This window comes from Streptomyces sp. NPDC028298, assembly GCF_055565895.1.
Window position 1 is genome coordinate 309,026 of sequence record NZ_JBVHTL010000001.1, and the last position, 20,285, is coordinate 329,310.

Sequence of the window (20,285 nt, forward strand, 5' to 3'; positions counted from 1 at the left end):
ACGCGGTGCGTGAGCGGGCGTTGAAGGTCTGGAGCGTGTCCGATGATGATTCGGCTTCTGGCAAGTTTGCTCAGCTGGGCAACGGCGAAGTCGGGTTACCCACGGCCTTCCAGGGAAAGACCTCGAGTGCATCTCAGGAGTCGGAGGGGGCTGCTCATGAGCGAGACATCGCGGGCGCGGCACGACGGGACAGAGCCGGGGCCGCCGCCCGAACGCGGCTCCGATCGCTTCAGCGACGGTCCCCCTGATCCCCTCGCCTCGCTGCTGGCCAAGGTCAGCAAGGGGGAACACATCTCGACTCCCGGAGACAATGCGGGCGCCGAAGACCGTGACCCTCATGACGAGGAATGGCGGGAACATGATCGCCATGGCCCCTATGCGCAGGGGCGTCGCCGGAAGAACTGACGCCGAGGGCGGAGTCCTCGTATACGGCAGTGCGAACCGGGCCTTGGCGTCAGGGCCACTCACGCAGGCGCGAGCAAGCTCACGCCACGTTTGGGCGGGTACGAGATTCCGTGGCCGTACCTAGCTGTCGAGCCCTCGGGCCGGTAAGCAGAGGTGATTCGGGGCCTGCTGCAGGACCGGCCTGGGGCGGGCGGAAGGGCGCAGACCCCAAGTGACGGTTCCTCGATTCCCGGCGTTCCCCGCAGTTCCCTGTACGGTCTGGCACGCGTCTCGCACGACCTCTTCGTCCCGAACTCCGGACGGTTAGAGCTGACCGATCCCGAGGGGGGCGACTTCTGCCTCGTACGCCCCAAAACGACCCTCAACGGCCGGGGCCCACACCCCACGCACCGTACGTGACTGATCCCCGGCCTTCGGAACAGGGCCTCGAGGCCGACCGGTTTGGCGCAGGCGGCGAGAGTGTGTGCCCGCGTCCACGGTCGGCCGCGCGCCCCCCTCCCCCGGGGGGCGGCGGTCGTGTCCCTCGCGCTCTCATCCCCTCCGGAGCTCAAGCGTGATCGGTGTGTTGATCCCGACCTTGTCACCCGGGCCCGGAGTGCTGGATACGACAGTCCAGGCACCCAGTCCGCTGCCCGGGTCGCTCATCACGTCGTGTCCGTCGGGTGCGACGGCCTGGATGTTGTCGAAGCACTTGAGGTCCTTGCCGAGCGGGTCGAACGGCTCGCCCTGGACGTCGGGCATGGGCTGGGGCCAGTCCTGGGCCCGGCAGCGCGCGTTGACGCTGTCGGCTGCGTACGACGGCGACGACTTGGAGTTCTCGGACGGCGAGTCGCTGCTGCAGGCACCAAGGGCGGAGACGAGCAGGGCGCTGACGGCGGTGACGGCGACGGTGGCGGCACGGCGTTGCATGGCGGATTCCCCTCTGCGCGAGCTGGCTAGTTGATCGGTCCGGTCCGGTGTCCGGCGACCCGGATCATCCAGCCGGCCTGCGAGAGGTTCGCAAGGTTCGAGTCGGGTCCGCATTCAGCGGATCGGGAGGCTGCGGCGCCCTTGGCGCGTACGGCCCTGCCCTGTTGATGAACTGCGGCTCCGCAGCAGGTGGGCGCGGTCGTGAGGCCGACGCCATTGGTTCTTGCGTGCATGGTCCCCCCAAGGACGACTTGAGCGCCGCCATTGTGGCGCCTGTGTGACTTGGAGTGCATGATCACGAACGCTTCGTGTCGTACCTGTGACCCTCAGATGTACGAAATTGCCCTTACACCGCGGATGGCGCGGGTGCTGGGCTCTCGGACCGCAGCCGACGCCAGACCGGTCGGGGGCAGCGGCCCTTGGGGCGGCCGCCGGTGAAATCCTGGTAGGGAACCCTGAGCGGCTGAAGGCCGATCTCGACCCAGTGGTCCTTGCCCGACGTGAAGTCCCACCCGTAGTTGGGCATGCGGATGTGGTCGTCGCGGTGGTCCTTGTTCTGGCTGGTGATCTTGAGGACCTCCACGTAGTGGGGGCGGCTCCGCATGACCACGCAGTAGCGCTCTTTGCTGCCCTCGTTGTCCCGGAACGGGACCACCGCGTGCCAGATCTCGCCCGGACCCGGGCGACGGCTTCCCGAGGGGAGGCCGCGGTCGTCCCACCGGCGCACCGCCAGCAGACACAGGTACGCGGTGAGCGCGGCGGCACCGCACTGCGCCATCGCGCGCACACTCCACTCGGGCGCGTCGAAGCGGGCCGCGGCCCAGTGGGCAGCGACCTGCGCGAGCACGAGCACCGCTGCCGCGCGAGCGACCACCGCCCATGGGGCGACGGACCGTCGGCGGCTCGCGAACAGGGTCAGGCCCGCGGCGACGACGACGGGCACGCCGTAGAGGACCGCGTACTGCACCGGGCCCTTGACGTGCAGCGGTGGATCCTGAGACGCCATCAGGTCGGGCAGGGTGACCGGCAGGGCCAGGGCGTAGCCGATGGCCGTCCACAGGTTCAGCAGCAGATAGCCCTTGACTGCCATACCCAGGCAGGACGTGTTGGTGCGACGAGCCACCGGATCCCCTCTTCGATCTGTACCGGATACCGCATGGTTCAGGCGTACCGGATACCGCATTGTTCAGGCGGCCGGGACGCCACGGGGCGCGAAGTCGGGAGTTGCCGGGCGGCCGGCGGTTCGTGTGCTATCAGCCCCGCGCGGGCGGCACTCGTCGCCGGATCGCCCGCCGCGCGTCTCTCCGGTGTGCGGCGTTCGGGTCATAGCCGTCGGGTGGCGTGCGAGCCGGAGCACGATGGGGCGGCCGTACGGACGGTCAGCCCATAGCCTGAGCCGGCCGGGAGATGAGTCGACGTCTGGAGCAGCGCGTGGCCGGGCTGACGGTGTGGCAGCGGCTGGGAAAGTGGAGGCCCCTGCTGCCGGTGGTTCTGCTGTGCGCGGCCGTGGTGATCGATTTCGCCACGCCGCCCACGGTCAGCGCCGCGGCTCTCTACGCGGCCGCGATCCTCACGGCGGCTCCCCTGCTGTCCCTGCGCGGGACCGTCGCCACCGGGGTGGCGGCATTCCTCCTCGACCTGGCCATGTTCGGGTACTTCGGCTTCCACGGGACCGCCACCGAGTACAGCGAACTGTCCATGGTCGCGACGGTGGCCGTGATCTCGGTCCTCCTCAACCGCCTCCTCCATCACCTGCACACCCAGCTCCAGTCGGCCCGTGACATCGCCGCCACCGTCCAGCGGGCCGTCCTGCGCGACCCGCCGAAGGCGAGCGGGCCGCTGCGGTTCGCCGCTCGCTATGAGGCCGCGCAATCGGATGCGCAGATCGGCGGAGATCTCTTCGCCGTGGTCGATACGCCGTTCGGCGTGCGCTGCGTGATCGGCGACGTGCGCGGCAAGGGTCTGAACGCGGTCAGGGCCGTCGCGGACAGCATCGGCACCTTCCGTGAGGCGGCCCTGCAGGAGCCCAGCCTCACCGCGCTCGTGGAACGGCTGGAGCGAGCCGTGGCTCTCGAGATCGAGCAGTCCGGGGGCGTGACCGAGCTCGAAGGCTTCATCACCAGCGTGGTGGCGGAGTTCCCCCGGCACGGGGACAAGGTCCGTCTGGTCAACCGCGGTCACCCCGCACCCATGCTGTTGCTGCCGGATGCCGTCCGGTATGTCGAACCCAGCCTGCCGGCGTTGCCCCTGGGCCTCACCGCCCTCGCCGCCGGTCCGGAGCACGTCGACACGGTCACGTTCCCGAAGGGAGCCACTCTGCTGCTCTACACCGACGGACTCACGGAAGCCCGGAACACGAAGGGCGAGTTCTACGAGCCGGCCGCCAGGTCCGACCTCTTGCGGTACGCCCGTCCGGACGCCCTCCTCGACGCCCTGCTGGCCGACGTACACCGGCACACGGGCGGCCGAAGGGCCGACGACATGGCTCTGCTGGCGATCACCCACGAACCCGACACCGCATGACCCGCGAGGGTCGGCGACGACGGGGGTCCGATTCCGGCCGCGGCCGGGCATGGGATGCTCCGGTGATCACATCCGTACCCGTTAGGGGAGACCCATGGCAACACTCGAGGAGATCAAGGCGCTACTGGGAGAACCCGGTTTCCATTGGTCCGATCCCGCTCCCTGGACACGCCTGGAACAGGAACTCGGGGTCGCCTTCCCCGCCGATTTCCGGGCCGTGGCCGACGCCTACGGCCCCGTCCTGATCAGCGGCGGGCTGGTCCTCGACCACCCCGGCCACCCGACCAGGAACCTCGGCGAAGAGATCAAGGAGTCGATGGAGTTCTGGCTGGAGGAGGATTCGGCGGAGTTCCTTCCCAGCCGCGCGGGATCTCGCCCCGGGGAACTGTTGCCGATCGCGACGGGCGCATCGGCGGAGACGGTCTTCCTGCGCGTACCGCACGAGCCGTCGGCACCGTGGGCCGTGGGCGTGCAGGAGATGGACAGTGGGGAGTTCGTCCTCTACGAAATGGCCTTCAGCGACTGGCTGTTGGCGTACCTGAAGGGCGAGGACGTGATGGCGGGCGCCTCCGCACCGGAGCGGGCATTCTTCGAGTCACTGAGCTAGGCGAGGTCCGGAGGCTAATGAGGTCCGGAGGCTACTGAGGTCCGGAGGCTACTGAGGTCCGGAAGTTACCGAGGTCCGGAAGTTACCGAGGTCCGGGAGACTCCGAGGTCTGGGAGGCCCTGAGGCCGCGGGAGGTGCCGGGCCACGGAGGTACCGGGCCACGGAGGCACATGGTCACGGAGGCGCATGGTCATGGGCATGCCCCGATGACCAAGATGCCGTGATCCGGGAGATCCCCTGACCGCGGGGTCCCCGCAGCAACCCGCCCGGCTCAGGCGTCGGCAACGGCATCGGCGACAACACCCTCAGCGGGACGCTCCGCGACCTGCCCACGAGGCGCCCGCCGCCCCGCGAGCCGGCAGCCGAGGCAGTCGTTGTGACCGTCGCGGGCGGTGACGTCCCTGACCCGCCAGTCCCACTGGGAAGCGGGACGAGGACCACTCGGTTTGCCCCAGCCCGTCAGGTGCAGCAGCCACGTGGTCAGCAGCGCCAGGACCAGCACCGCCACTCCGGCGAGCGTGAGAAGTCCCGATGCCTTGATCAGCGCGAGTCCGCACAGTCCGAATCCCAGCACCGCGATGCCCGCACCGCTCCAGCCGGCGACCGTGTGGCCCAAGTCGTGGTCGTCGTCACCGTGGATGAACATGATCTCGCCCCTCGAGAGCTGTGAAAATGGTAGGGATGACCCCGTCGCGAGATCTCTTACCTCGCGAGCTAATTATCTTAGATCCTAAGAGGAACCGTGAGTGATCACAAGGCTCGCCCGGCCGCGACGGCCGATCATGCGCTCTACGCCATGGACCGGATGATCGCCACAGCCCAGTTCGGACAGCAGGACATCGCCCGCAGGATGGGCCTGAACGTCACCGACCTCACCTGCCTGGGTTTCCTCATGGAGGCGTCGATGGCCGGCGAATCACTCGTCGCGGGCGATCTCGCGGAACGGGCCAGGTTGACCACGGGAGCGGTGACGGGAGTGCTGAACCGCCTGGAGAAGGCGGGCTACATCCGGCGCACCGCGGACCCGGGCGACCGCCGACGCGTGTACGTGGTCATGGAGGAGACCGCTCAGGAGCGCATTCTGGACATCTACGGCCCCGTCTACCAGCGACTGGCGACCCTCTTCGCCGACTACGGACCGGATGAGATCGCCGTACTGGCGGACTGGTTCACCAGGGCCCGCACCATGTTCGACGAGGCGCTGCACGAAATCCGGGAGGGAGCACCCGCTTCACCGCAGGCCGACGAGGCCGCTCCTCACCGAGGGTGACGATCTCGCGCCCCGCGAAGGCGGTAGCCGCCGTGGCCGTGCAAAGATCACGATGTGAACGGCATACGGTTTCGCCTCGCCACTGAGCCCGACGTGGCTTCCGTCGTTCGCCTGCGTGACGATGCCGCTCGATGGATGCTCGCTCAGGGGATCACCGGCCAGTGGCAGCCCGGTGAACTGGACGAGGGCCACTTCCGCCGCGTCATGACGAGTGGAGAGGTCTGGGTCGCGGAAACCGCCGACCGTTTGGTCGGGGCTTGGGAGCTGTGGTGGGCCGATGAGGACGCCTGGGGGCCACAACCACCCCTGGCCGGGTACGTCCACCGCCTCATGGTGGACCGGACCAACGCGCCGCCGGGAACGGGGCAGCTCCTGCTCCAGGCCGCCGAGCGTCGGGTGGCTTCGGCAGGACGGGAGTTGATACGCCTGGACTGTCTCGCCGCAAACGCCCGCCTGAACGCGTACTACCTGAACGCCGGCTATCAGGTCGTCGGCCACAAGGCGGGCAAGCCCCAACCGGGCGGCATCCGGAAGTCGTTCACCCTTCTCGAGAAGGCCGTGCCGGTTCACGACGCGGAGCCCTAGGGCCTGTCTGACACTTCTCACAGCGAGCGGGCCCCCGCTCTCCCGCGAGGGCCCGCCATCAAGGTCAAGCTCAAGGTCAGGATGCGCCTACGGACTCCACGACGTTCCCGGCGCTCACCGCTTCGTCCTGGGCCATGCCGAGGAAGCGCTGGACCGTCTGGATCGGCATGTCGAGCCCCTCCGACGCCTCCTGCATGCCGCCGAACACCTGCACCGCCTCGGCGACGGCCATGGCCACCTCGACCTCGGCCTTGCGCACCTTGGCCTCGGCCTTGTCCACGGTGTCGACGACCGCCAACTGACGGCGCTGCTTCTCCTGAAGGCGCTGCTTGCGCGACAGGGCTCTGTCGGAGTTCGAGTTCTGCACAGACATGGCCAAGATCATAATCAGTCGCCCGCACACCCGTGAAATCCGCAACTGGCCCGCACCGCGTGGGCATTCACGGTACGGGGCCAGGCCCCCGCATGGACTCCGGCCCGGCTCTCAGGCCGCCCGCATGAGCTCCGCGTTGACGGCGTCGACCTTGACGTACAAGGGCCCCTCGACCACGACGTCCTGGCCCCTCCCCCGCCGCCACGGATCCACGTCGATCACGGTGACGAGGGCGTCGCCCAACCCGACGACGACCCACCAGTCCCGCCCGTCCGCGCGCACGCGCCAGGTCGACTTCACCCACCTGCCGGTGTCCGTACGCACCTCGGCCGAGACCAGGTCCCAGCTCGTCGGGTCGAAGGACACCAACTGCTCCGCCGGGGCCTCCCGTTGACGTATCCGCTCGGTGACATGGCCGCCGCGGGCAGCCAGCCGTACCGGCTCGCGCAGGATGTGGCGGACACGCACGAAGAGGGACTCGGGGCCCGACTCCACATGGAAGCGGGCGGTCTCGAAACGGGGTGGCACGGCGAACTCCTCCAGACCGGGCGGGTGGCCGGAACGGGCACGAAGACACGAAGCACCCCGTCGACCGGCTCCGCCACAGCACGCTACGGCTCGACGAGCCACTGTCGGCGAACAGGGCAGCGCCCACCCTACGATCACCGCAGGTGGGAGGGCTCGCGGCTAGCGGCAGAGCTCCATGATGGTGTCGTCGAAGCCGGGGAACTCCCGGCCGGCCTCCTCGATCACGGAGCGTGCCGGGGCACGGTGCTCCGCTGCGCATCGCTCCGCGATGGCGGTCAGTTCACCATGAGGGCGGGGAACCCGGTCGGGTTCGTACGAGGTGGCCGCCTCCAAGGGACCGAGGCCGTCGGCCAACACCCACAGGAACGAACCCAGGTTGGGGGCGACGACGCCGGTCTCCCCCTCGGAACCCATGAAGACGACAGGCTGCTCGGCCAGGGGCCGGCCGTCACGGACCAGCCAGAACGCGGCGTATCCGCCGGTGCCGTCCTGGCCGAACACACGAAAGTCGTCGCCGGTCAGCTCGCCGTTGCCGGTCCACGCCCGGAACCAGTCGGTCGTGTCGTCGGCGGACAGGAAGGCCTCGAAGGGTTCGAAGTCGACACCGTCACCGCCGTCGTAGTCGAACCGGACCGCCAGGGCGGCGGCGAGTGCGGCGGGGAACCGGCGATCATCTGCGGACGTCACCCGAACAGGGTGCCACGGCCGGGATCTTGAGAGTCGCCCAGGGTGAGTCGGCGCCCGGCAGCCGTTCGGGAGAGCCGTGGTCCGCGAGCGCACACTCGCTGCGGTGGCGGCGGTGGTACGGGCTCGTCGGCCCGTACGTCGGTCTCGCGCCGTATCTCGGTCGCCCGGACGAGCAGAGCCTGGCAGGGTGTGCGGCATGAACTCCGAGTCCGCGCGGCCCGATCCGGTCCGCCACCGCGACCACGGCACGTGGCTGGTCCGGTACACCGGCCGGATCCTCGTGGTCTGCCCCGGGTGCGGTGGCCGCGCTCTGGTGGTCCCTCGGCCGGACATCGGGCCTCCGTCGAAGTACGTCAGCGACCTGCTCTTCCGACCCCGACGCCTCGCGTGCGCCGGCTGCGGCGCGGTCGCCGACTGGACGGCCGGACAGCGGGACAACGCCCTGATCGGCGCGGTGCCCGGCGGCACCGAGGACCCCTTCTTCGGGCGCCCTCTCTGGCTTCAGACCCGCTGTGCCGGACGGATTCTGTGGGCCTACGACGAGGAGCACGTCGACGCCCTCAGCGCCTTCGTGGGCGCCCGGCTGCGCGAGCGTCGCGCCTCCCCGACGATGGCGATGTTCGCCCGCCTTCCGGCCTGGATGAAGTCCGCCGCGCGTCGCGACGAGGTGCTCGCGGGCCTTGCGACCCTCCGCGCCCTGGCGGCCCGTTCGGCTCCCGCGGACCGTTCCGACGCGGCCCACGAACGCGGCGACCGCCCACGCCATCACGGCAGCCTGCTCTTCCGCGGCGGTCCGTACTAGGTCCGGCTTCGAACGGATCTTGCCGAGCGCGGGATGAGATGACGCGAGCCTGACCGCTACCTCGAAGGAGATGGCGGTCTTGTCGTAAGGGCCTACGTCCTGCCATCGGGGGCACCTGATCGCCGGCGTGGCGGTGCTCCAGACCTGTGAGGGCTGTCGGCAAGGACGAACGACCGCGGTGGAGGCGCCGGCCCTTCGCCTTGCGCGACAGCCGCCGTTCGCCTTGCGCGACAGCCGCCGTGTTCAGATGCGACCGATGTCCGGTGCGGGCGCGATCTTGGTCGAACCGTTCACCGTAAGGTGCACCGAGCTCTTGTAGGTCACGCCGGCCGCGGGAAGGTGAACGGTCGGGCCGAAACAGGCACGCTGGAAATTCGGGTTCAGGACGGAGTCGGCGCAGGTCACGTTGCTGCCGAACTGGGAGGACGTCCACCCGCCGATGTTGACGGCCTTCGGGCCCTGATTGTTGACGACCATGATGACCTGAGCGTCGCCGTTCTGGTTGGCCACCAGACACCCCTGGAAATACACGTCGGGGTAGGTGGCGTGCGGGATGGTGGACTCGCAGAACAACGGGATGCTCGGATCGAGTTCCTTCCAGTTGACGGTGGCGGCGCTCGCCGGCGCGGTGGCAACCGCCACGGTCAGCAGCCCCGCGGTCAATACGCCGGCGACGCGTGCAACCCGACGGAACCTCATGTGCCCTCCCTTTCCCTACATGTGACTGGTGCGCTGCGCTTCGTGCTCATGGGTGTGCGTGACCTCTCCAGGACAGCCACAGTGCTTGGAGCCACTCCTGCTCCGGGTTGGTACTGACGGATTCACCCGTCCATTGGATGGCCGTGGCACCGTTCGCCAAGCCGGCAGTGCCGATGGTGGGTGGATCAACCGGCCGCGCACCACAATGCCGGGGCGCTCGACTGCTGTCGTTAGCTCCGTGTGGACGGTGACTTGTCTTTGCGTCCACTGGAGCGGGCCGGACTCTGTCAGCGGGTGATCGCGAAGCGCGTAGATCGTTCGCGGAACGGCACGTAGAGTCCGTCCTTCCCAACGGATCTTGGCACGGAGCGGACATGACGCGAGACGGCACTCCCCTGCTCCGAATCCTCCTCATACCGGTGCTGGCCGCTGCCTTGACCGGATGCTCGCTCCTCGGTCCGGACGCGCCGTGCACCCTGGCCGATGACGCCTCGCGGGTCTCGGTCGTGTGGCGGCCCGCCGACTTCGGTGGCCGGGACGCGGCGAGCATCGGGCTCTGCGTGAACCGTCACTGCGAGGAGGGCAGGTCGGGGCGTCCCGACGATCCGTTCGCCACGCTGTCGGTCCGACTGCCCGATGGCGTCGGCGCGTCGACCCTGCCGGTGCGGCTCACCGTGACGTCCGCGAGGAGTGGTGAGACTGTTGTCGAGGACAGCGCCCGCGCCCGGCTGAACGAACAGCACCCCAACGGAACATCGTGCCCGCCCACCGTCTGGACAGCCACGTTCCGCGCTCACCCGGACAAGGGCCTCACCTCGCCGAGGGGCTTGAAGCTCCAAGGGTGAGTCACGCGTCGCGAGCGGACTCGACCGGAACCGGCCGTCTCAGCAAGTACACCCCCGCCACCGACACCAGTACCGCCATGCACGCGATGAACACCAGCCCGGCGCCCTCCAGGCCGATCGGGCCCACCAGGACGCCGACTCCGATCACCGGCACCGAGATGCCCGCGTACGCGACCACGAACAGGGTGGAGATCACCGCCGCTCGCTGGTGTTCGGGCGAGGCCTGGGCGACCGTGGTCAGGGCGCCGCGGAACGCGAGGCCCTGGCCGGCGCCGCCGACGATCGCGCTCAGCACCACCAGGACCAGGAGGTCCCAGCGGAGCGCGCCCGCCAGCAGGGCGAGGCCGGCGAGGAGTGCGGCGCAGCCCAGGGGCAGGGACCGTCCCGCGCCGACCCGGCCGACGGCGAGCTGTCCTGCGGTCGAGGCGAAGAAGGCGAGGGCGACGACCAGTCCGCTCACCGCGTGGTTGGTCACGTCCAGGGATTCGGCGAGGAACGCGGGGCTGACGGAGGTGAACACCCCGAACAGGGCGAAGCCCACGAACGCGGCGATCGCGGGTGGTGTGAACACCGGCCGGACCTGCGGGGGCAGTCCGGGGCGCTGCGGTCGTACGGTGTTCAGCGGGCGGCGTTCGCGGACGGTCTCCGGGAGCCGGAGCACCACGGCGGCGGAGAGCGCCACCAGGGCGAGGTGGACGACGAACGGCAGATACAGCGGCCAGGGCGCGTACTGCGCGAGGAGACCCGCGATGAGCGGACCGCAGCCGAGTCCGCCCATGTTGGCGGCCGTGGCGACGAAGGTGGCCCGGGCGGCGCCGCCCGGTGGGGCCAGTTCCATCACGTAGGCGGTGGCCGCCCCGGTGAACAGGCCCGCGGACAGGCCCGACATCAGCCGCCCCACGAAGAGCCAGCCCAGCCCGGTGGCGGCGAGGAAGCAGACGGCGCTCGCCGCCGCGAAGCCGAGGCCCCACAGGAGCACGGGGCGCCTGCCCACCGTGTCGGACGCGTTGCCCGCGAGCAGCAGCACGCCCATGACCCCGAACGCGTACACGGCGTACACGACGGTGACGGTCAGCTCGGAGAAGTCGAACTTCTCCTGGTAGAGGCCGTAGAGCGGGGTCGGCAGTGTGGTGCCGGCCATGCAGACGGCGAACACCGCCCCGCTGAGCAAACACTGGCGCCACCCTTGGCGATCACCGTCCATGCCGCCGACAGTAGCGTCGTGGCCGCCGTGTTCCCGGCCCGACGTGCCGCCGCGAGGGGCGGTGGGAAGCGGAGGGGGCGACGGGGTGGGCCTCGGTGGTTCGGGTGCTCGGCGACGGTGGAAGGTGGCTGTCCGCCCTCCCGCGGAGGGAGGGCGGACACCCGCGTACGGCCTGTCAGGGGGCCGGTGCGAGGCGGGCCCGGAGCTGCGGGGAGGCGGGCTCCGGGCGCCTCGTCGTCAGGAGCAGTTGGCCGGTGCCGCCTGGGAGGCGTCGTGGATCAGCGCCTCGTGGGCGGCCTTCAGCCGGGCCACGTCGGGCTTGACCACCGCGCGGTCGTAGGTGATCAGGCCGTTCAGTTCTCCTTCCACGTCCGAGATCTGGGTGTAGACGGCGCCGTTGCCGCCCTTGCAGGCGAGCTTGTGCACCTCGGCGAGGCGAGCCAGGTAGTCGTCGGTGTACGCCGAGGGGTCGACGTCCACGTACGACTGCTGCACGGACCAGGCGTGTCCGGGCACCGCGAGCCCGAGTCCGCCGTACTCGCCGCTGACCAGAGCCCGTTTCCCGTCCGGGTTCGGTGGCAGCGCGGGGCTCGGGTAGCCGTGTTCGTCGATGATGTCGCCGGTGCCGCCGTCCACGCCGAGGTTGATGCCCGACATGGAGTTGATCAGGCGGGTCGGGTCCCAGGCCTTGGCCTGGTCGGCGATGCGGGCCTCGTCGTACTGGCCCCAGCCCTCGTTGAAGGTCACCCACATGACGACCGAGGGGCTGCTGATGTGCTCGTCGATCATCTGCTTCATCTCGCGCTCGTACTCGGCGCGGGACGCGGCGTTCGGGTTGACGCCCGCGGTCATGGCGGGCATGTCCTGCCAGACCATCAGGCCGAGGCGGTCGGCCCAGTAGAACCAGCGGTCGGGTTCGACCTTGATGTGTTTGCGGACGGCGTTGAAGCCCATCTGCTTGTGCATCCTCAGGTCGTACGCGAGGGCTTCGTCCGTGGGTGCGGTGTAGAGGCCGTCGGGCCAGAAGCCCTGGTCGAGGGTGGCCATCATGAAGACGGGTTTGCCGTTGAGGACGGTGCGCGGGGTGCCGTTCACCTGCTCCACGGCGATCGACCGCATCCCGAAGTAGCTGCGGACGTGGTCGGCGCCCACGCTCACCTTGAGGTCGTACAGGAAGGGGTCGTCGGGTGACCAGAGGTGCGGGTCGGTGATCCTCAGGACGAGCGGCTGCCCGGTACGGCCCTTCACCGTGGCGACCTTGCGGTGTCCGGCGTACGCGGTCGCGGTGACCGGCACTCCGTCCCGCACGCCCTTCGGCTCGACGGTGAGCCGGCTGTTCTCGACGTCGGGCGTCAGCTTGAGCGAGTCGACGTGGTCGGCGGCCACGGGCTCCATCCACACCGTCTGCCAGATGCCGGAGGACGGGGTGTACCAGATGCCGCTGGGGTCGAGCCGCTGCTTGCCGACCGGCGGGTTCTCGCCGTTCTGCGCGTCGGTCGGGTCGTAGACGCCGACGATCAGTTCCTGGGTGCGGCCGGGCTTGAGCGCCGCGGTGACGTCGGCGCTGAACTTGTCGTAGCCGCCCTCGTGTTCGGCGACCTTGGTGCCGTTGACGTAGACCTCGGCCCGCCAGTCGACGGCGCCGAAGTTGAGCTGGAGGTGCTTGCCGGAGCCGACCTTCCAGTCGGCGGGCACGGTGAAGGTGCGGCGGTACCACATACGGTCCTCGTGCCGTTCGACGCCGGAGAGCTGGGACTCCACCGGGTAGGGCACGCGGATCTTCTCGGCGAGCTTCTTGCCGACCGGGGGCTGTTCGCCGGCCTTGGCCGGGGCGAACTGCCAGGAGCCGTTGAGATCACGCCAGTCGGTCCGGGTGAGCTGGGGCCGGGGGTACTCGGTCTTGGCCTTGCCGGCCTCGACGGCGTCCGCCCACTTGGTCCGCAGTTCGTGGGTGGAGCGGTTGGGTCCGCTGCTCCAGAAGGCGCTGACAACGTTGCCGTTCGTCCCGGAGAGGCCGCCCTGGCCGTCGTAGCGCAGGTCGGCGGTGCCCTTGGCCGTACCGGACTTGTTGCCGACGACGGGTTCCTTGAGGCCGACGATCAGGGACTTGGGGTCTGCGGGGTCCAACTTGGCCGTGGTAAGCGGCCATTTGGCCCCGCCGATGACGGCCTCGACGTGGTCGGTCAGACCCGCCGGGGGTGCGGTGAGCGGCTGGGCGAAGTCGAGGCGCAGGGTGCGGCCGTCGGCCTGGACCGTGGTGGCGACGGCGCCGTCGTAGGCGTATCCGTCGGGCAGCCGGAGCGCGGACTGCGGGACGGCCGTCTTGGTGCCGCCGGGCGGGGTCCAGCGCAGGTGGAGGTTGGAGCCGCCGAAGTGCTCGAAGTACTCGACCTTGATGTCGTAGGCCTGTCCGGCGGTCAGGTCGAGGGGCTGGGAGGTCTGTTCGCGGTCCCAGTCGTCGACCCAGTGGTCGATGGCGAGGTGCCCGTCGACCCAGAGCCGGAAGCCGTTGTCCCCGATGATCGAGAACGTGTGCGGGCCGGTCTTCTCGGGGACGATCCGGCCGGTCCAGCGGACGTTGACGTCGTCCGCCTGTCCGGTGGCGAAGGAGAGCCGGGGCTCCAGGTTGTCGAAGTCGAGGTTGGTGTCCAGTCCGGTCGCTTTGAGCTCGTGGAAGTCGAAGGCGCCGGGGGCGGACTGGGTGTAGTACTCGCCCTTCAGGCCGTGGACCTCGACGGGGTCGTCGGCGGCCGTGGCGGTCGGGGCCACGGTGAGCCCCGTCAGTGCGAGTAACGCGGCTACCAGGAGTGTCAGTCGGGGGCGGAGTGTTCTGATGCGCACGGATCCTCCTTGGCTGAGGAAGGGTGGCGGCTCGTTGCTTCAGTCTGTACAACGTTGGAAGTAGCGGGAGTGGGCATCACAGCACGGGTCCCGGCCTCTGTCCAGGGTCATGACAAACGGCCAGGTGACAGAGGCGCACATCGATGAAGAGGAGATCCCTTGCGGGTCAGCCTGAAGGACGTCGCGGAGCACGCCGGCGTCTCGATCAAGACGGTTTCGAACGTCGTGAACAACTATCCGCACGTCACCCCGGCCATGCGGGCCCGGGTCCAGGAGGCGATCGACGAGCTGGGCTACCGGCCGAACCTCACGGCGCGCCACCTGCGCAAAGGCCGCACGGGCATCATCGCCCTGGCCGTCCCCGAGCTGGGCAACCCGTACTTCGCGGAGCTGGCGGGGGCCGTGATCGACGCCGCCGCCGAGCACGAGTTCACCGTCCTGCTCGACCACACGCGCGGCGACCGGGAACAGGAAGTGCTGGTGAGCCAGGGGTTCCGGGCGAACGTCATCGACGGTCTGATCCTCAGCCCGCTGGAGCTGGAGGACGACGATCTGCGCTCCCGCACCGACGACGTGCCCCTCGTGCTGCTCGGTGAGCGGCAGTACGAACTTCCCTACGACCACATCGCGATCGACAACGTGTCCGCCGCGCGCAGCGCGGTCCGTCACCTGCTGAGCCGCGGGCGCTCGCGGATCGCCTACCTGGGGGCCCGCACGGATTCGGCCAACCGGCCCGCGCATCTGCGACTGGCGGGCTGGCGCGCGGAGTTGACGGAGGCCGGGGTGCCCGCCCCCGACGAACTCGTGGTGCCGGTCGGCGGCTGGGACCGCGACGAGGGCGCTCGGGCGATGGCCAGGCTGCTGGACTCCGGGGTGCGCCCGGACGCCGTCTTCGCGTACAACGACCTGGTCGCGATCGGTGCTATGCGGGTGCTGCACGAACGCGGTCTGCGGGTGCCGTGGGACGTGGCGGTGGTGGGCTTCGACGACATCGAGGAAGGCCGGTTCGGGGCCGTCACCCTGACAACGATCTCGCCGGACAAGCAGGCCATCGCGCGGATGGCGGTGGCCTCCCTGCTGCGCAGCCTGTCGGGCCGGACCGAGCCCGGCGGACGTGAACTGACGGCCGATTTCAGGCTGGTCGAGCGGGAGAGCACGCTGGGGCGGCGCTGACGGGATTTCGGGCGGAGGGGTTTACAGGCCTCTTCCAACGATGTAAAAACCTCCCCGGAACGACGAGTACACCGAGCCGACCGCAAGAGCCGATCATCCCCGGGAGCGCTCTCAGCGCCGGGGCCGTGCCGTTTGGGGACTCCATGAAGCCGCTCGCACCACGTCACCGCACCTCCGCCAGGACCCTCCTCGCCACCGGCCTCATCACGAGCCTCGCGCTCGTCTCCGGGTGCGCGAAGTCCGAGGACGACACCGCAGGCAAGGACAAGAGCTCCGCCGGAGCGAGCGACCAGGGCCAGGTCGTCGCCTCACCGTCCACCGGGTCCGGACCGACCTGCGCCATCGACGCCTACGGCGCCAAGAAGATCGACCTCAAGTCGGCCACCGTCGGCTTCTCCCAGTCCGAGAAGGAGGCCAACCCCTTCCGGATCGCCGAGACCGCGTCGATCAAGGCCGAGGCGGACAAGCTGGGCGTGAAGCTGCTGACGGCCAACGCCCAGTCGCAGTTCTCCAAGCAGATCAGCGACGTCCAGGACCTCATCGCCAAGGGCGCCGACCTCCTCGTGATCGCGCCGCTCAACTCCGACGGCTGGGAGCCCGTCCTGCGCTCGGCGTCCGCCAAGCACATCCCGATCATCACCATCGACCGCAAGATCAACGCCACCGCCTGCAAGGACTACGTGAGCTTCATCGGCTCCGACTTCGTGGAGCAGGGCAAGCGGGCCGCGGACCAGATGATCGAGTCGACCGGCGGCAAGGGCGAGATCGCCATCCTGCTGGGCGCCGCCGGCAACAACGTGACGACCGAACGCACCAAGGGCTTCGAGGACCGCATCAAGGAGAAGGCTCCCGGCCTGAAGATCGTCTTCAAGCAGACCGGTGAGTTCGCCCGCGAGAAGGGCCAGTCGGTCACCGAGAACCTCATCCAGTCCAAGCCCGGCATCACCGGGATCTACGCCGAGAACGACGAGATGGGACTCGGCGCGGTCAACGCCCTCAAGGGGGCGGGCAAGCAGCCGGGCGCGGTGAAGATCGTGACGATCGACGGCACCCGCAACGCCGTCCAGGGCATCGTCGACGGCTGGATCGACGGCGTCGTCGAGTCCAACCCGCGCTTCGGGCCGCTCGCCTTCCAGACCCTGGACACCTTCACCAAGGGCGAGAAGGTCTCCCAGGACATCGTCATCCAGGACAGCGCGTACACCAAGGACAACGCCAAGACCGACCTGGGCAAGGCCTACTGACATGTTGTCAGTGAACGGCCTGTCGAAGACCTTCCCCGGCGTGAAGGCCCTGTCCTCCGTGGACTTCACGGCCCGCGCCGGGGAGGTGCACGCCCTCATCGGCGAGAACGGCGCGGGCAAGTCGACGCTCATCAAGGTCCTCACCGGCGTCTACCAGCCCGACGAGGGCGAGGTGACGTACGACGGGGCTCCGGTCCGCTTCGCCACCCCGCTCCAGGCGCAGCACGCGGGGATCTCCACCATCTACCAAGAGGTCAACCTGGTCCCGCTGATGAGCGTGGCCCGCAACCTCTTCCTCGGCCGTGAACCCCGCGGCCGGCTCGGCCTGATCGACTTCCGGAGCATGCACCGGCAGGCCGAGGCGGCCCTGGGCGAGCTCGGCCTGCGGGTCGACGTACGCCGGCCCCTGCGCGAACTGGGCGTCGGGGCACAGCAGATGGTGGCGCTCGCCCGGGCCGTCTCGGTCGACGCCCGGGTCGTCGTCATGGACGAGCCGACCTCCTCGCTCGAACCGCGCGAGGTGCGGACCCTGTTCGGGGTGATCCGGATGCTGCGCGAGCGGGGCATCGCGGTGATCTACGTCAGCCACCGGCTCGACGAGCTGTACGAGATCTGCGACGCGGTCACCGTGCTGCGCGACGGCAAGGTCGTGCACACGGGCCGGATCGCCGAACTCGACCGGCTCAGGCTCGTGGCGCTGATGCTGGGGCGGGAGATCGCGGACGTACGGCAGGAGGGCCTGACCAAGTTCGCGGGCGGCCATGACACCGAGGCCGAACCCGTCCTGGAGGCACACGACTTGACCGTGCGTCACCAACTGCACGGCGTGTCCGTCTCGGTGCGGCCCGGCGAGGTGGTGGGGCTCGGCGGGCTGCTCGGTTCGGGGCGCAGCGAGACGGCCAAGGCCATCGCGGGGGCGCTGCCCACCGACTCCGGGCGGGTCGTGGTGGGGGGCGTGCGGGTACGCACCGGCTCGACTCCCGCCGCGATCCGGGCCGGCATCAGTCTGCTGCCCGAGGACCGCAAGGCCGAGGGGATCGTGCCGGGTCTCTCGGTGCGCGAGAACATCGCGCTCGCCGCACTGCCGGGCCTCTCCCGCTTCGGTCTGGTCGACGAGGCACGCATCGACCGCATCGTGGAGACGTTCATGAAGCGGCTGCGGATCAAGGCGGCGAGTCCCCAGCAGAAGGTGGGCGAACTGTCCGGCGGCAACCAGCAGAAGGTGCTGCTGGCCCGCTGGCTGGCCATGCAGCCCAAGGTCCTGCTTCTCGACGAGCCGACCCGGGGCATCGACGTCGGCGCCAAGGCGGAGGTGCAGAAACTGATCGACGAACTGGCCGACGACGGGCTGGGCGTCCTGCTCATCTCCTCCGACCCCGAGGAACTGATCGAGGGCAGCGACCGGGTGATCGTCCTCAAGGACGGCGCGGTCGTGGAGGAGCTGACCGGCGACGCCGTCACCGAGGACCGGCTGATGCGCGCCATCGCCGCCGCACCCGCCGCCCCGACCGTCGCGGCAGCGGCCGTCGACGAGGGCGCAGGACCGGGAGGCCACGATGACTGAACTGACACTGGGCCGGGTCACCGCCGACCGCGACCGTCTGCTGGCCCTGCTCCAGGAGTACGGCGTCTACCTGGGCGTCGTGGTGCTGTTCCTGGTGAACACCGTCTTCACCCCGCACTTCCTGTCCACGGAGAACTTCCGCACCCAGGCGGTCCAGGTCGCTCCGGTCCTCATCGTGGCGCTCGGCATGGCGCTGGCGATCGGCAGCGAGGGCGTCGACCTGGCGGTGGGCTCGGTGATGGCCCTGTCCACCTCGCTCCTGTCCCTCTATCTGGGCTACGGGCCCGGGATCGCCGTCCTGATCGCGCTGGTCGGCGGCGCCGTGATCGGAGTCGCGAACGGCTCGCTCATCGCGTTCGTCGGCGTCCAGCCGATCGTGGCGACCCTCGCGCTGATGGTCGCCGGGCGCGGGCTGGCCCTGGTGCTCCTCCCCCAGCTCAAGGACGTCCACGACCCGGCCATGGCAGAACTCGGCTCCGGCGACGTCCTGGGTGTCCCGTACGTCGTCCTGATCGCCGCGGCTCTCGCCCTGCTCGTCGGCTTCGTCGTACGCCGTACGACCTTCGGCCGCAGTCTCCTCGCGATCGGGGACAGCCGCCCCGCGGCCCGGCTCGCCGGACTGCCGGTGCGCCGCGTCCTCATCCTCGTGTACGTCTGCTCGGGCGTCCTCGCGGCGGTCGCGGGCGTGCTCGCCACCGCCCGCCTCACCGCGAGCGACCCTTCCTCGCTCGGCAACCTGATGGAACTGTCCGCCATCACCGCGGTCGTGGTCGGCGGGACACCGCTGAGCGGTGGCCGTATCCGGATCGGCGGCACGGTCGCCGGCGCCGTCCTCATCCAGTTGCTCACCACCACGCTCATCAAGCACGACCTGCCGCCGTCGTGGACCCAGATCGCCCAGGCCGTGGTGATCGTCCTCGCCGTCTACGCGGCCCGGGAACGAGGAAAGCGATGACGACCGACGTGGACATACCGGTGCGCGCGAAGAACACGGCGCAGGAGGAGGCGACCGGCGCCGGCCGTTCCGAACGGCTCAGCGCCCTCGCCCAGCAGCACGGCGCGCTCGTCACGCTGATCGTCGCGATGACCGCGGCGTCGATCGGCTTCGACACCTTCCTGACCGGCGACAACCTGGAGAACATGGCGCTCTCCTCGGCGTTCCTCGCCGTGGTCGCGCTCGGCATGACCTTCGTCATCATCACCGGCGGGATCGATCTGTCGGTGGGCTCGCTGTTCGCGCTCGGTGGTGTGCTCGCCGCCTGGGCGTCGCAGTACGGAGTGGTCGCGGCGCTGCTGCTGCCGCTGGCCGTCTGTGGACTGATCGGCCTCGTCAACGGTCTGCTGATCGCCCGTTCGCGGCTCGCTCCGTTCATCGTCACCCTGGCCTCGATGCTCGGCGCGCGGGGCATCCTGCTCTCCGTCACCGACGAGGGTTCCAAGACGTATCTCGTGGAGAAGGGGTCGTTCTTCTCGAAGCTCGGACAAGGGTCGTTGCTCGGCATCGGCGTGCCCGTGTGGATCACCGTCGCGCTGTTCGTGCTCGGCGCGGTGGTCCTGCGGCGCACCCGGTTCGGGCAGTACGTGTACGCGGTCGGCGGGAACGAGGACGCCGCGGCTCTGATGGGCGCCCCCGTGGCCCGTACGAAGATCTCCGTCTACACGCTCTCCGGGCTGTGCGCGGGACTCGCCGGAGCGCTCAACGCGGCATGGCTCGCGTCGGGGGTCACGATCCTCGGCTCGGGCATGGAACTCGAGGCGATCTCGGCGGTCGTCATCGGCGGCACCCTGCTCACCGGCGGGTTCGGTTTCATCAGCGGTTCGCTCGTCGGAGTGCTGCTCCTGAAGGTCATCCAGAACGTCATCAACCAGATCGGCTCGCTGGACTCCGCCTACCAACAGGTCGTCAGCGGAGCCTTCCTGGCCGTCGTCGTCATCGCGCAGACCTGGCTGGGACGCAGACGCCGGGTGCTGTGAGGGGCGCGACCCGTCCGGACAGCGGAAGGCCCGCACCGATCGGTGCGGGCCT

At 69.6% G+C, this 20,285-nt stretch carries 21 protein-coding genes; 12 read left to right on the forward strand and 9 right to left on the reverse strand.

Annotated features, from left to right (window positions below; genetic code table 11):
- The first annotated feature begins 156 nt into the window (after positions 1-156).
- A complete protein-coding gene (locus ACZ4TO_RS01500; protein ID WP_468023090.1) occupies positions 157-405 on the forward strand; it encodes a hypothetical protein in 249 nt (82 codons plus the stop codon).
- Between the two features lie 531 nt (positions 406-936).
- Here ACZ4TO_RS01500 and ACZ4TO_RS01505 read toward each other — a convergent pair.
- Complete coding sequence (locus ACZ4TO_RS01505; RefSeq protein WP_382780566.1) at positions 937-1,314, reverse strand: hypothetical protein; 378 nt, start codon at positions 1,312-1,314, stop codon at positions 937-939.
- A 346-nt stretch (positions 1,315-1,660) separates the two neighbouring features.
- Positions 1,661-2,437 (reverse strand): hypothetical protein, encoded by a 777-nt coding sequence (locus tag ACZ4TO_RS01510; RefSeq protein ID WP_468023091.1) that lies wholly within the window; start codon positions 2,435-2,437, stop codon positions 1,661-1,663.
- Positions 2,438-2,721: 284 nt separating this feature from the next.
- On the opposite strand from ACZ4TO_RS01510, the gene ACZ4TO_RS01515 reads away from it, so the two are divergent.
- Together ACZ4TO_RS01515 and ACZ4TO_RS01520 are read left to right on the forward strand one after the other, a co-directional pair.
- Positions 2,722-3,837, forward strand: coding sequence for a PP2C family protein-serine/threonine phosphatase (locus ACZ4TO_RS01515; RefSeq protein ID WP_468023092.1), 1,116 nt, complete (start codon positions 2,722-2,724; stop codon positions 3,835-3,837).
- 94 nt (positions 3,838-3,931) lie between these two features.
- Positions 3,932-4,444, forward strand: coding sequence for an SMI1/KNR4 family protein (locus tag ACZ4TO_RS01520; RefSeq protein ID WP_468023093.1), 513 nt, complete (start codon positions 3,932-3,934; stop codon positions 4,442-4,444).
- A 271-nt stretch (positions 4,445-4,715) separates the two neighbouring features.
- On the opposite strand, the gene ACZ4TO_RS01525 is transcribed toward ACZ4TO_RS01520, so the two are convergent.
- Positions 4,716-5,090: an HGxxPAAW family protein gene (locus ACZ4TO_RS01525; RefSeq protein WP_468023094.1), complete on the reverse strand. Its 375-nt coding sequence runs from the start codon at positions 5,088-5,090 to the stop codon at positions 4,716-4,718.
- Positions 5,091-5,240: 150 nt separating this feature from the next.
- On the opposite strand from ACZ4TO_RS01525, the gene ACZ4TO_RS01530 reads away from it, so the two are divergent.
- Complete coding sequence (locus ACZ4TO_RS01530) at positions 5,241-5,714, forward strand: MarR family winged helix-turn-helix transcriptional regulator (protein ID WP_468023767.1); 474 nt, start codon at positions 5,241-5,243, stop codon at positions 5,712-5,714.
- A gap of 54 nt (positions 5,715-5,768) precedes the next feature.
- The gene (locus tag ACZ4TO_RS01535; protein WP_468023095.1) at positions 5,769-6,299 is read left to right on the forward strand and encodes a GNAT family N-acetyltransferase; all 531 of its coding nucleotides are present in this window, start codon (positions 5,769-5,771) and stop codon (positions 6,297-6,299) included.
- Positions 6,300-6,375: 76 nt separating this feature from the next.
- Here the strand turns inward: ACZ4TO_RS01535 and ACZ4TO_RS01540 are convergent, their stop codons facing one another.
- The 3 genes from ACZ4TO_RS01540 to ACZ4TO_RS01550 all read right to left on the reverse strand — a co-directional run bounded on the left by ACZ4TO_RS01540 (position 6,376) and on the right by ACZ4TO_RS01550 (position 7,887).
- On the reverse strand, positions 6,376-6,672 hold the full coding sequence (locus ACZ4TO_RS01540) for a hypothetical protein (RefSeq protein ID WP_382780546.1): 297 nt from the start codon (positions 6,670-6,672) through the stop codon (positions 6,376-6,378).
- 111 nt (positions 6,673-6,783) lie between these two features.
- Positions 6,784-7,200, reverse strand: a complete 417-nt coding sequence (locus tag ACZ4TO_RS01545; RefSeq protein WP_468023096.1) for a hypothetical protein — start codon at positions 7,198-7,200, stop codon at positions 6,784-6,786.
- A 159-nt stretch (positions 7,201-7,359) separates the two neighbouring features.
- Positions 7,360-7,887 (reverse strand): SMI1/KNR4 family protein, encoded by a 528-nt coding sequence (locus ACZ4TO_RS01550; RefSeq protein ID WP_468023097.1) that lies wholly within the window; start codon positions 7,885-7,887, stop codon positions 7,360-7,362.
- Between the two features lie 196 nt (positions 7,888-8,083).
- Between ACZ4TO_RS01550 and ACZ4TO_RS01555 the strand changes: the two genes are divergently transcribed.
- Positions 8,084-8,689, forward strand: a complete 606-nt coding sequence (locus ACZ4TO_RS01555) for a hypothetical protein (protein ID WP_468023098.1) — start codon at positions 8,084-8,086, stop codon at positions 8,687-8,689.
- 243 nt (positions 8,690-8,932) lie between these two features.
- Here the strand turns inward: ACZ4TO_RS01555 and ACZ4TO_RS01560 are convergent, their stop codons facing one another.
- The gene (locus ACZ4TO_RS01560) at positions 8,933-9,388 is read right to left on the reverse strand and encodes a hypothetical protein (protein ID WP_468023099.1); all 456 of its coding nucleotides are present in this window, start codon (positions 9,386-9,388) and stop codon (positions 8,933-8,935) included.
- Positions 9,389-9,762: 374 nt separating this feature from the next.
- Here ACZ4TO_RS01560 and ACZ4TO_RS01565 point away from each other — a divergent pair, with 374 nt between their 5' ends.
- Positions 9,763-10,233: a hypothetical protein gene (locus ACZ4TO_RS01565; RefSeq protein WP_468023100.1), complete on the forward strand. Its 471-nt coding sequence runs from the start codon at positions 9,763-9,765 to the stop codon at positions 10,231-10,233.
- A 1-nt stretch (position 10,234) separates the two neighbouring features.
- On the opposite strand, the gene ACZ4TO_RS01570 is transcribed toward ACZ4TO_RS01565, so the two are convergent.
- Positions 10,235-11,437: an MFS transporter gene (locus ACZ4TO_RS01570; protein WP_468023101.1), complete on the reverse strand. Its 1,203-nt coding sequence runs from the start codon at positions 11,435-11,437 to the stop codon at positions 10,235-10,237.
- A gap of 237 nt (positions 11,438-11,674) precedes the next feature.
- Complete coding sequence (locus tag ACZ4TO_RS01575) at positions 11,675-14,278, reverse strand: PA14 domain-containing protein (protein WP_468023102.1); 2,604 nt, start codon at positions 14,276-14,278, stop codon at positions 11,675-11,677.
- A 159-nt stretch (positions 14,279-14,437) separates the two neighbouring features.
- Between ACZ4TO_RS01575 and ACZ4TO_RS01580 the strand changes: the two genes are divergently transcribed.
- The 5 genes from ACZ4TO_RS01580 (at position 14,438) to ACZ4TO_RS01600 (ending at position 20,233) form a co-directional block, all read left to right on the forward strand.
- Positions 14,438-15,451: a LacI family DNA-binding transcriptional regulator gene (locus tag ACZ4TO_RS01580; RefSeq protein ID WP_382780524.1), complete on the forward strand. Its 1,014-nt coding sequence runs from the start codon at positions 14,438-14,440 to the stop codon at positions 15,449-15,451.
- Between the two features lie 143 nt (positions 15,452-15,594).
- Positions 15,595-16,695, forward strand: a complete 1,101-nt coding sequence (locus ACZ4TO_RS01585) for an ABC transporter substrate-binding protein (protein WP_382780521.1) — start codon at positions 15,595-15,597, stop codon at positions 16,693-16,695.
- A 1-nt stretch (position 16,696) separates the two neighbouring features.
- A complete protein-coding gene (locus tag ACZ4TO_RS01590; protein WP_468023103.1) occupies positions 16,697-18,259 on the forward strand; it encodes a sugar ABC transporter ATP-binding protein in 1,563 nt (520 codons plus the stop codon).
- Entirely contained in the window at positions 18,252-19,214 is a 963-nt protein-coding gene (locus ACZ4TO_RS01595; RefSeq protein ID WP_384796568.1) for an ABC transporter permease, read from the forward strand. Before ACZ4TO_RS01590 ends, ACZ4TO_RS01595 begins: the two co-directional genes overlap by 8 nt.
- Positions 19,211-20,233, forward strand: coding sequence for an ABC transporter permease (locus tag ACZ4TO_RS01600; protein WP_385046522.1), 1,023 nt, complete (start codon positions 19,211-19,213; stop codon positions 20,231-20,233). The genes ACZ4TO_RS01595 and ACZ4TO_RS01600 overlap by 4 nt, the downstream gene beginning before the upstream one ends.
- The last annotated feature ends 52 nt before the right edge of the window (positions 20,234-20,285 follow it).

Bases quoted from the DNA above. Each gene is read 5' to 3' on its own strand.
- ACZ4TO_RS01560 (WP_468023099.1), bottom strand. From the start codon at position 9,388: ATGAGGTTCCGTCGGGTTGCACGCGTCGCCGGCGTATTGACCGCGGGG.
- ACZ4TO_RS01585 (WP_382780521.1), top strand. From the start codon at position 15,595: ATGAAGCCGCTCGCACCACGTCACCGCACCTCCGCCAGGACCCTCCTC.
- ACZ4TO_RS01565 (WP_468023100.1), top strand. From the start codon at position 9,763: ATGACGCGAGACGGCACTCCCCTGCTCCGAATCCTCCTCATACCGGTG.
- ACZ4TO_RS01530 (WP_468023767.1), top strand. From the start codon at position 5,241: ATGGACCGGATGATCGCCACAGCCCAGTTCGGACAGCAGGACATCGCC.
- ACZ4TO_RS01540 (WP_382780546.1), bottom strand. From the start codon at position 6,672: ATGTCTGTGCAGAACTCGAACTCCGACAGAGCCCTGTCGCGCAAGCAG.
- ACZ4TO_RS01600 (WP_385046522.1), top strand. From the start codon at position 19,211: ATGACGACCGACGTGGACATACCGGTGCGCGCGAAGAACACGGCGCAG.
- ACZ4TO_RS01555 (WP_468023098.1), top strand. From the start codon at position 8,084: ATGAACTCCGAGTCCGCGCGGCCCGATCCGGTCCGCCACCGCGACCAC.
- ACZ4TO_RS01590 (WP_468023103.1), top strand. From the start codon at position 16,697: ATGTTGTCAGTGAACGGCCTGTCGAAGACCTTCCCCGGCGTGAAGGCC.
- ACZ4TO_RS01520 (WP_468023093.1), top strand. From the start codon at position 3,932: ATGGCAACACTCGAGGAGATCAAGGCGCTACTGGGAGAACCCGGTTTC.
- ACZ4TO_RS01515 (WP_468023092.1), top strand. From the start codon at position 2,722: ATGAGTCGACGTCTGGAGCAGCGCGTGGCCGGGCTGACGGTGTGGCAG.
- ACZ4TO_RS01595 (WP_384796568.1), top strand. From the start codon at position 18,252: ATGACTGAACTGACACTGGGCCGGGTCACCGCCGACCGCGACCGTCTG.
- ACZ4TO_RS01500 (WP_468023090.1), top strand. From the start codon at position 157: ATGAGCGAGACATCGCGGGCGCGGCACGACGGGACAGAGCCGGGGCCG.
- ACZ4TO_RS01505 (WP_382780566.1), bottom strand. From the start codon at position 1,314: ATGCAACGCCGTGCCGCCACCGTCGCCGTCACCGCCGTCAGCGCCCTG.
- ACZ4TO_RS01570 (WP_468023101.1), bottom strand. From the start codon at position 11,437: ATGGACGGTGATCGCCAAGGGTGGCGCCAGTGTTTGCTCAGCGGGGCG.
- ACZ4TO_RS01525 (WP_468023094.1), bottom strand. From the start codon at position 5,090: ATGTTCATCCACGGTGACGACGACCACGACTTGGGCCACACGGTCGCC.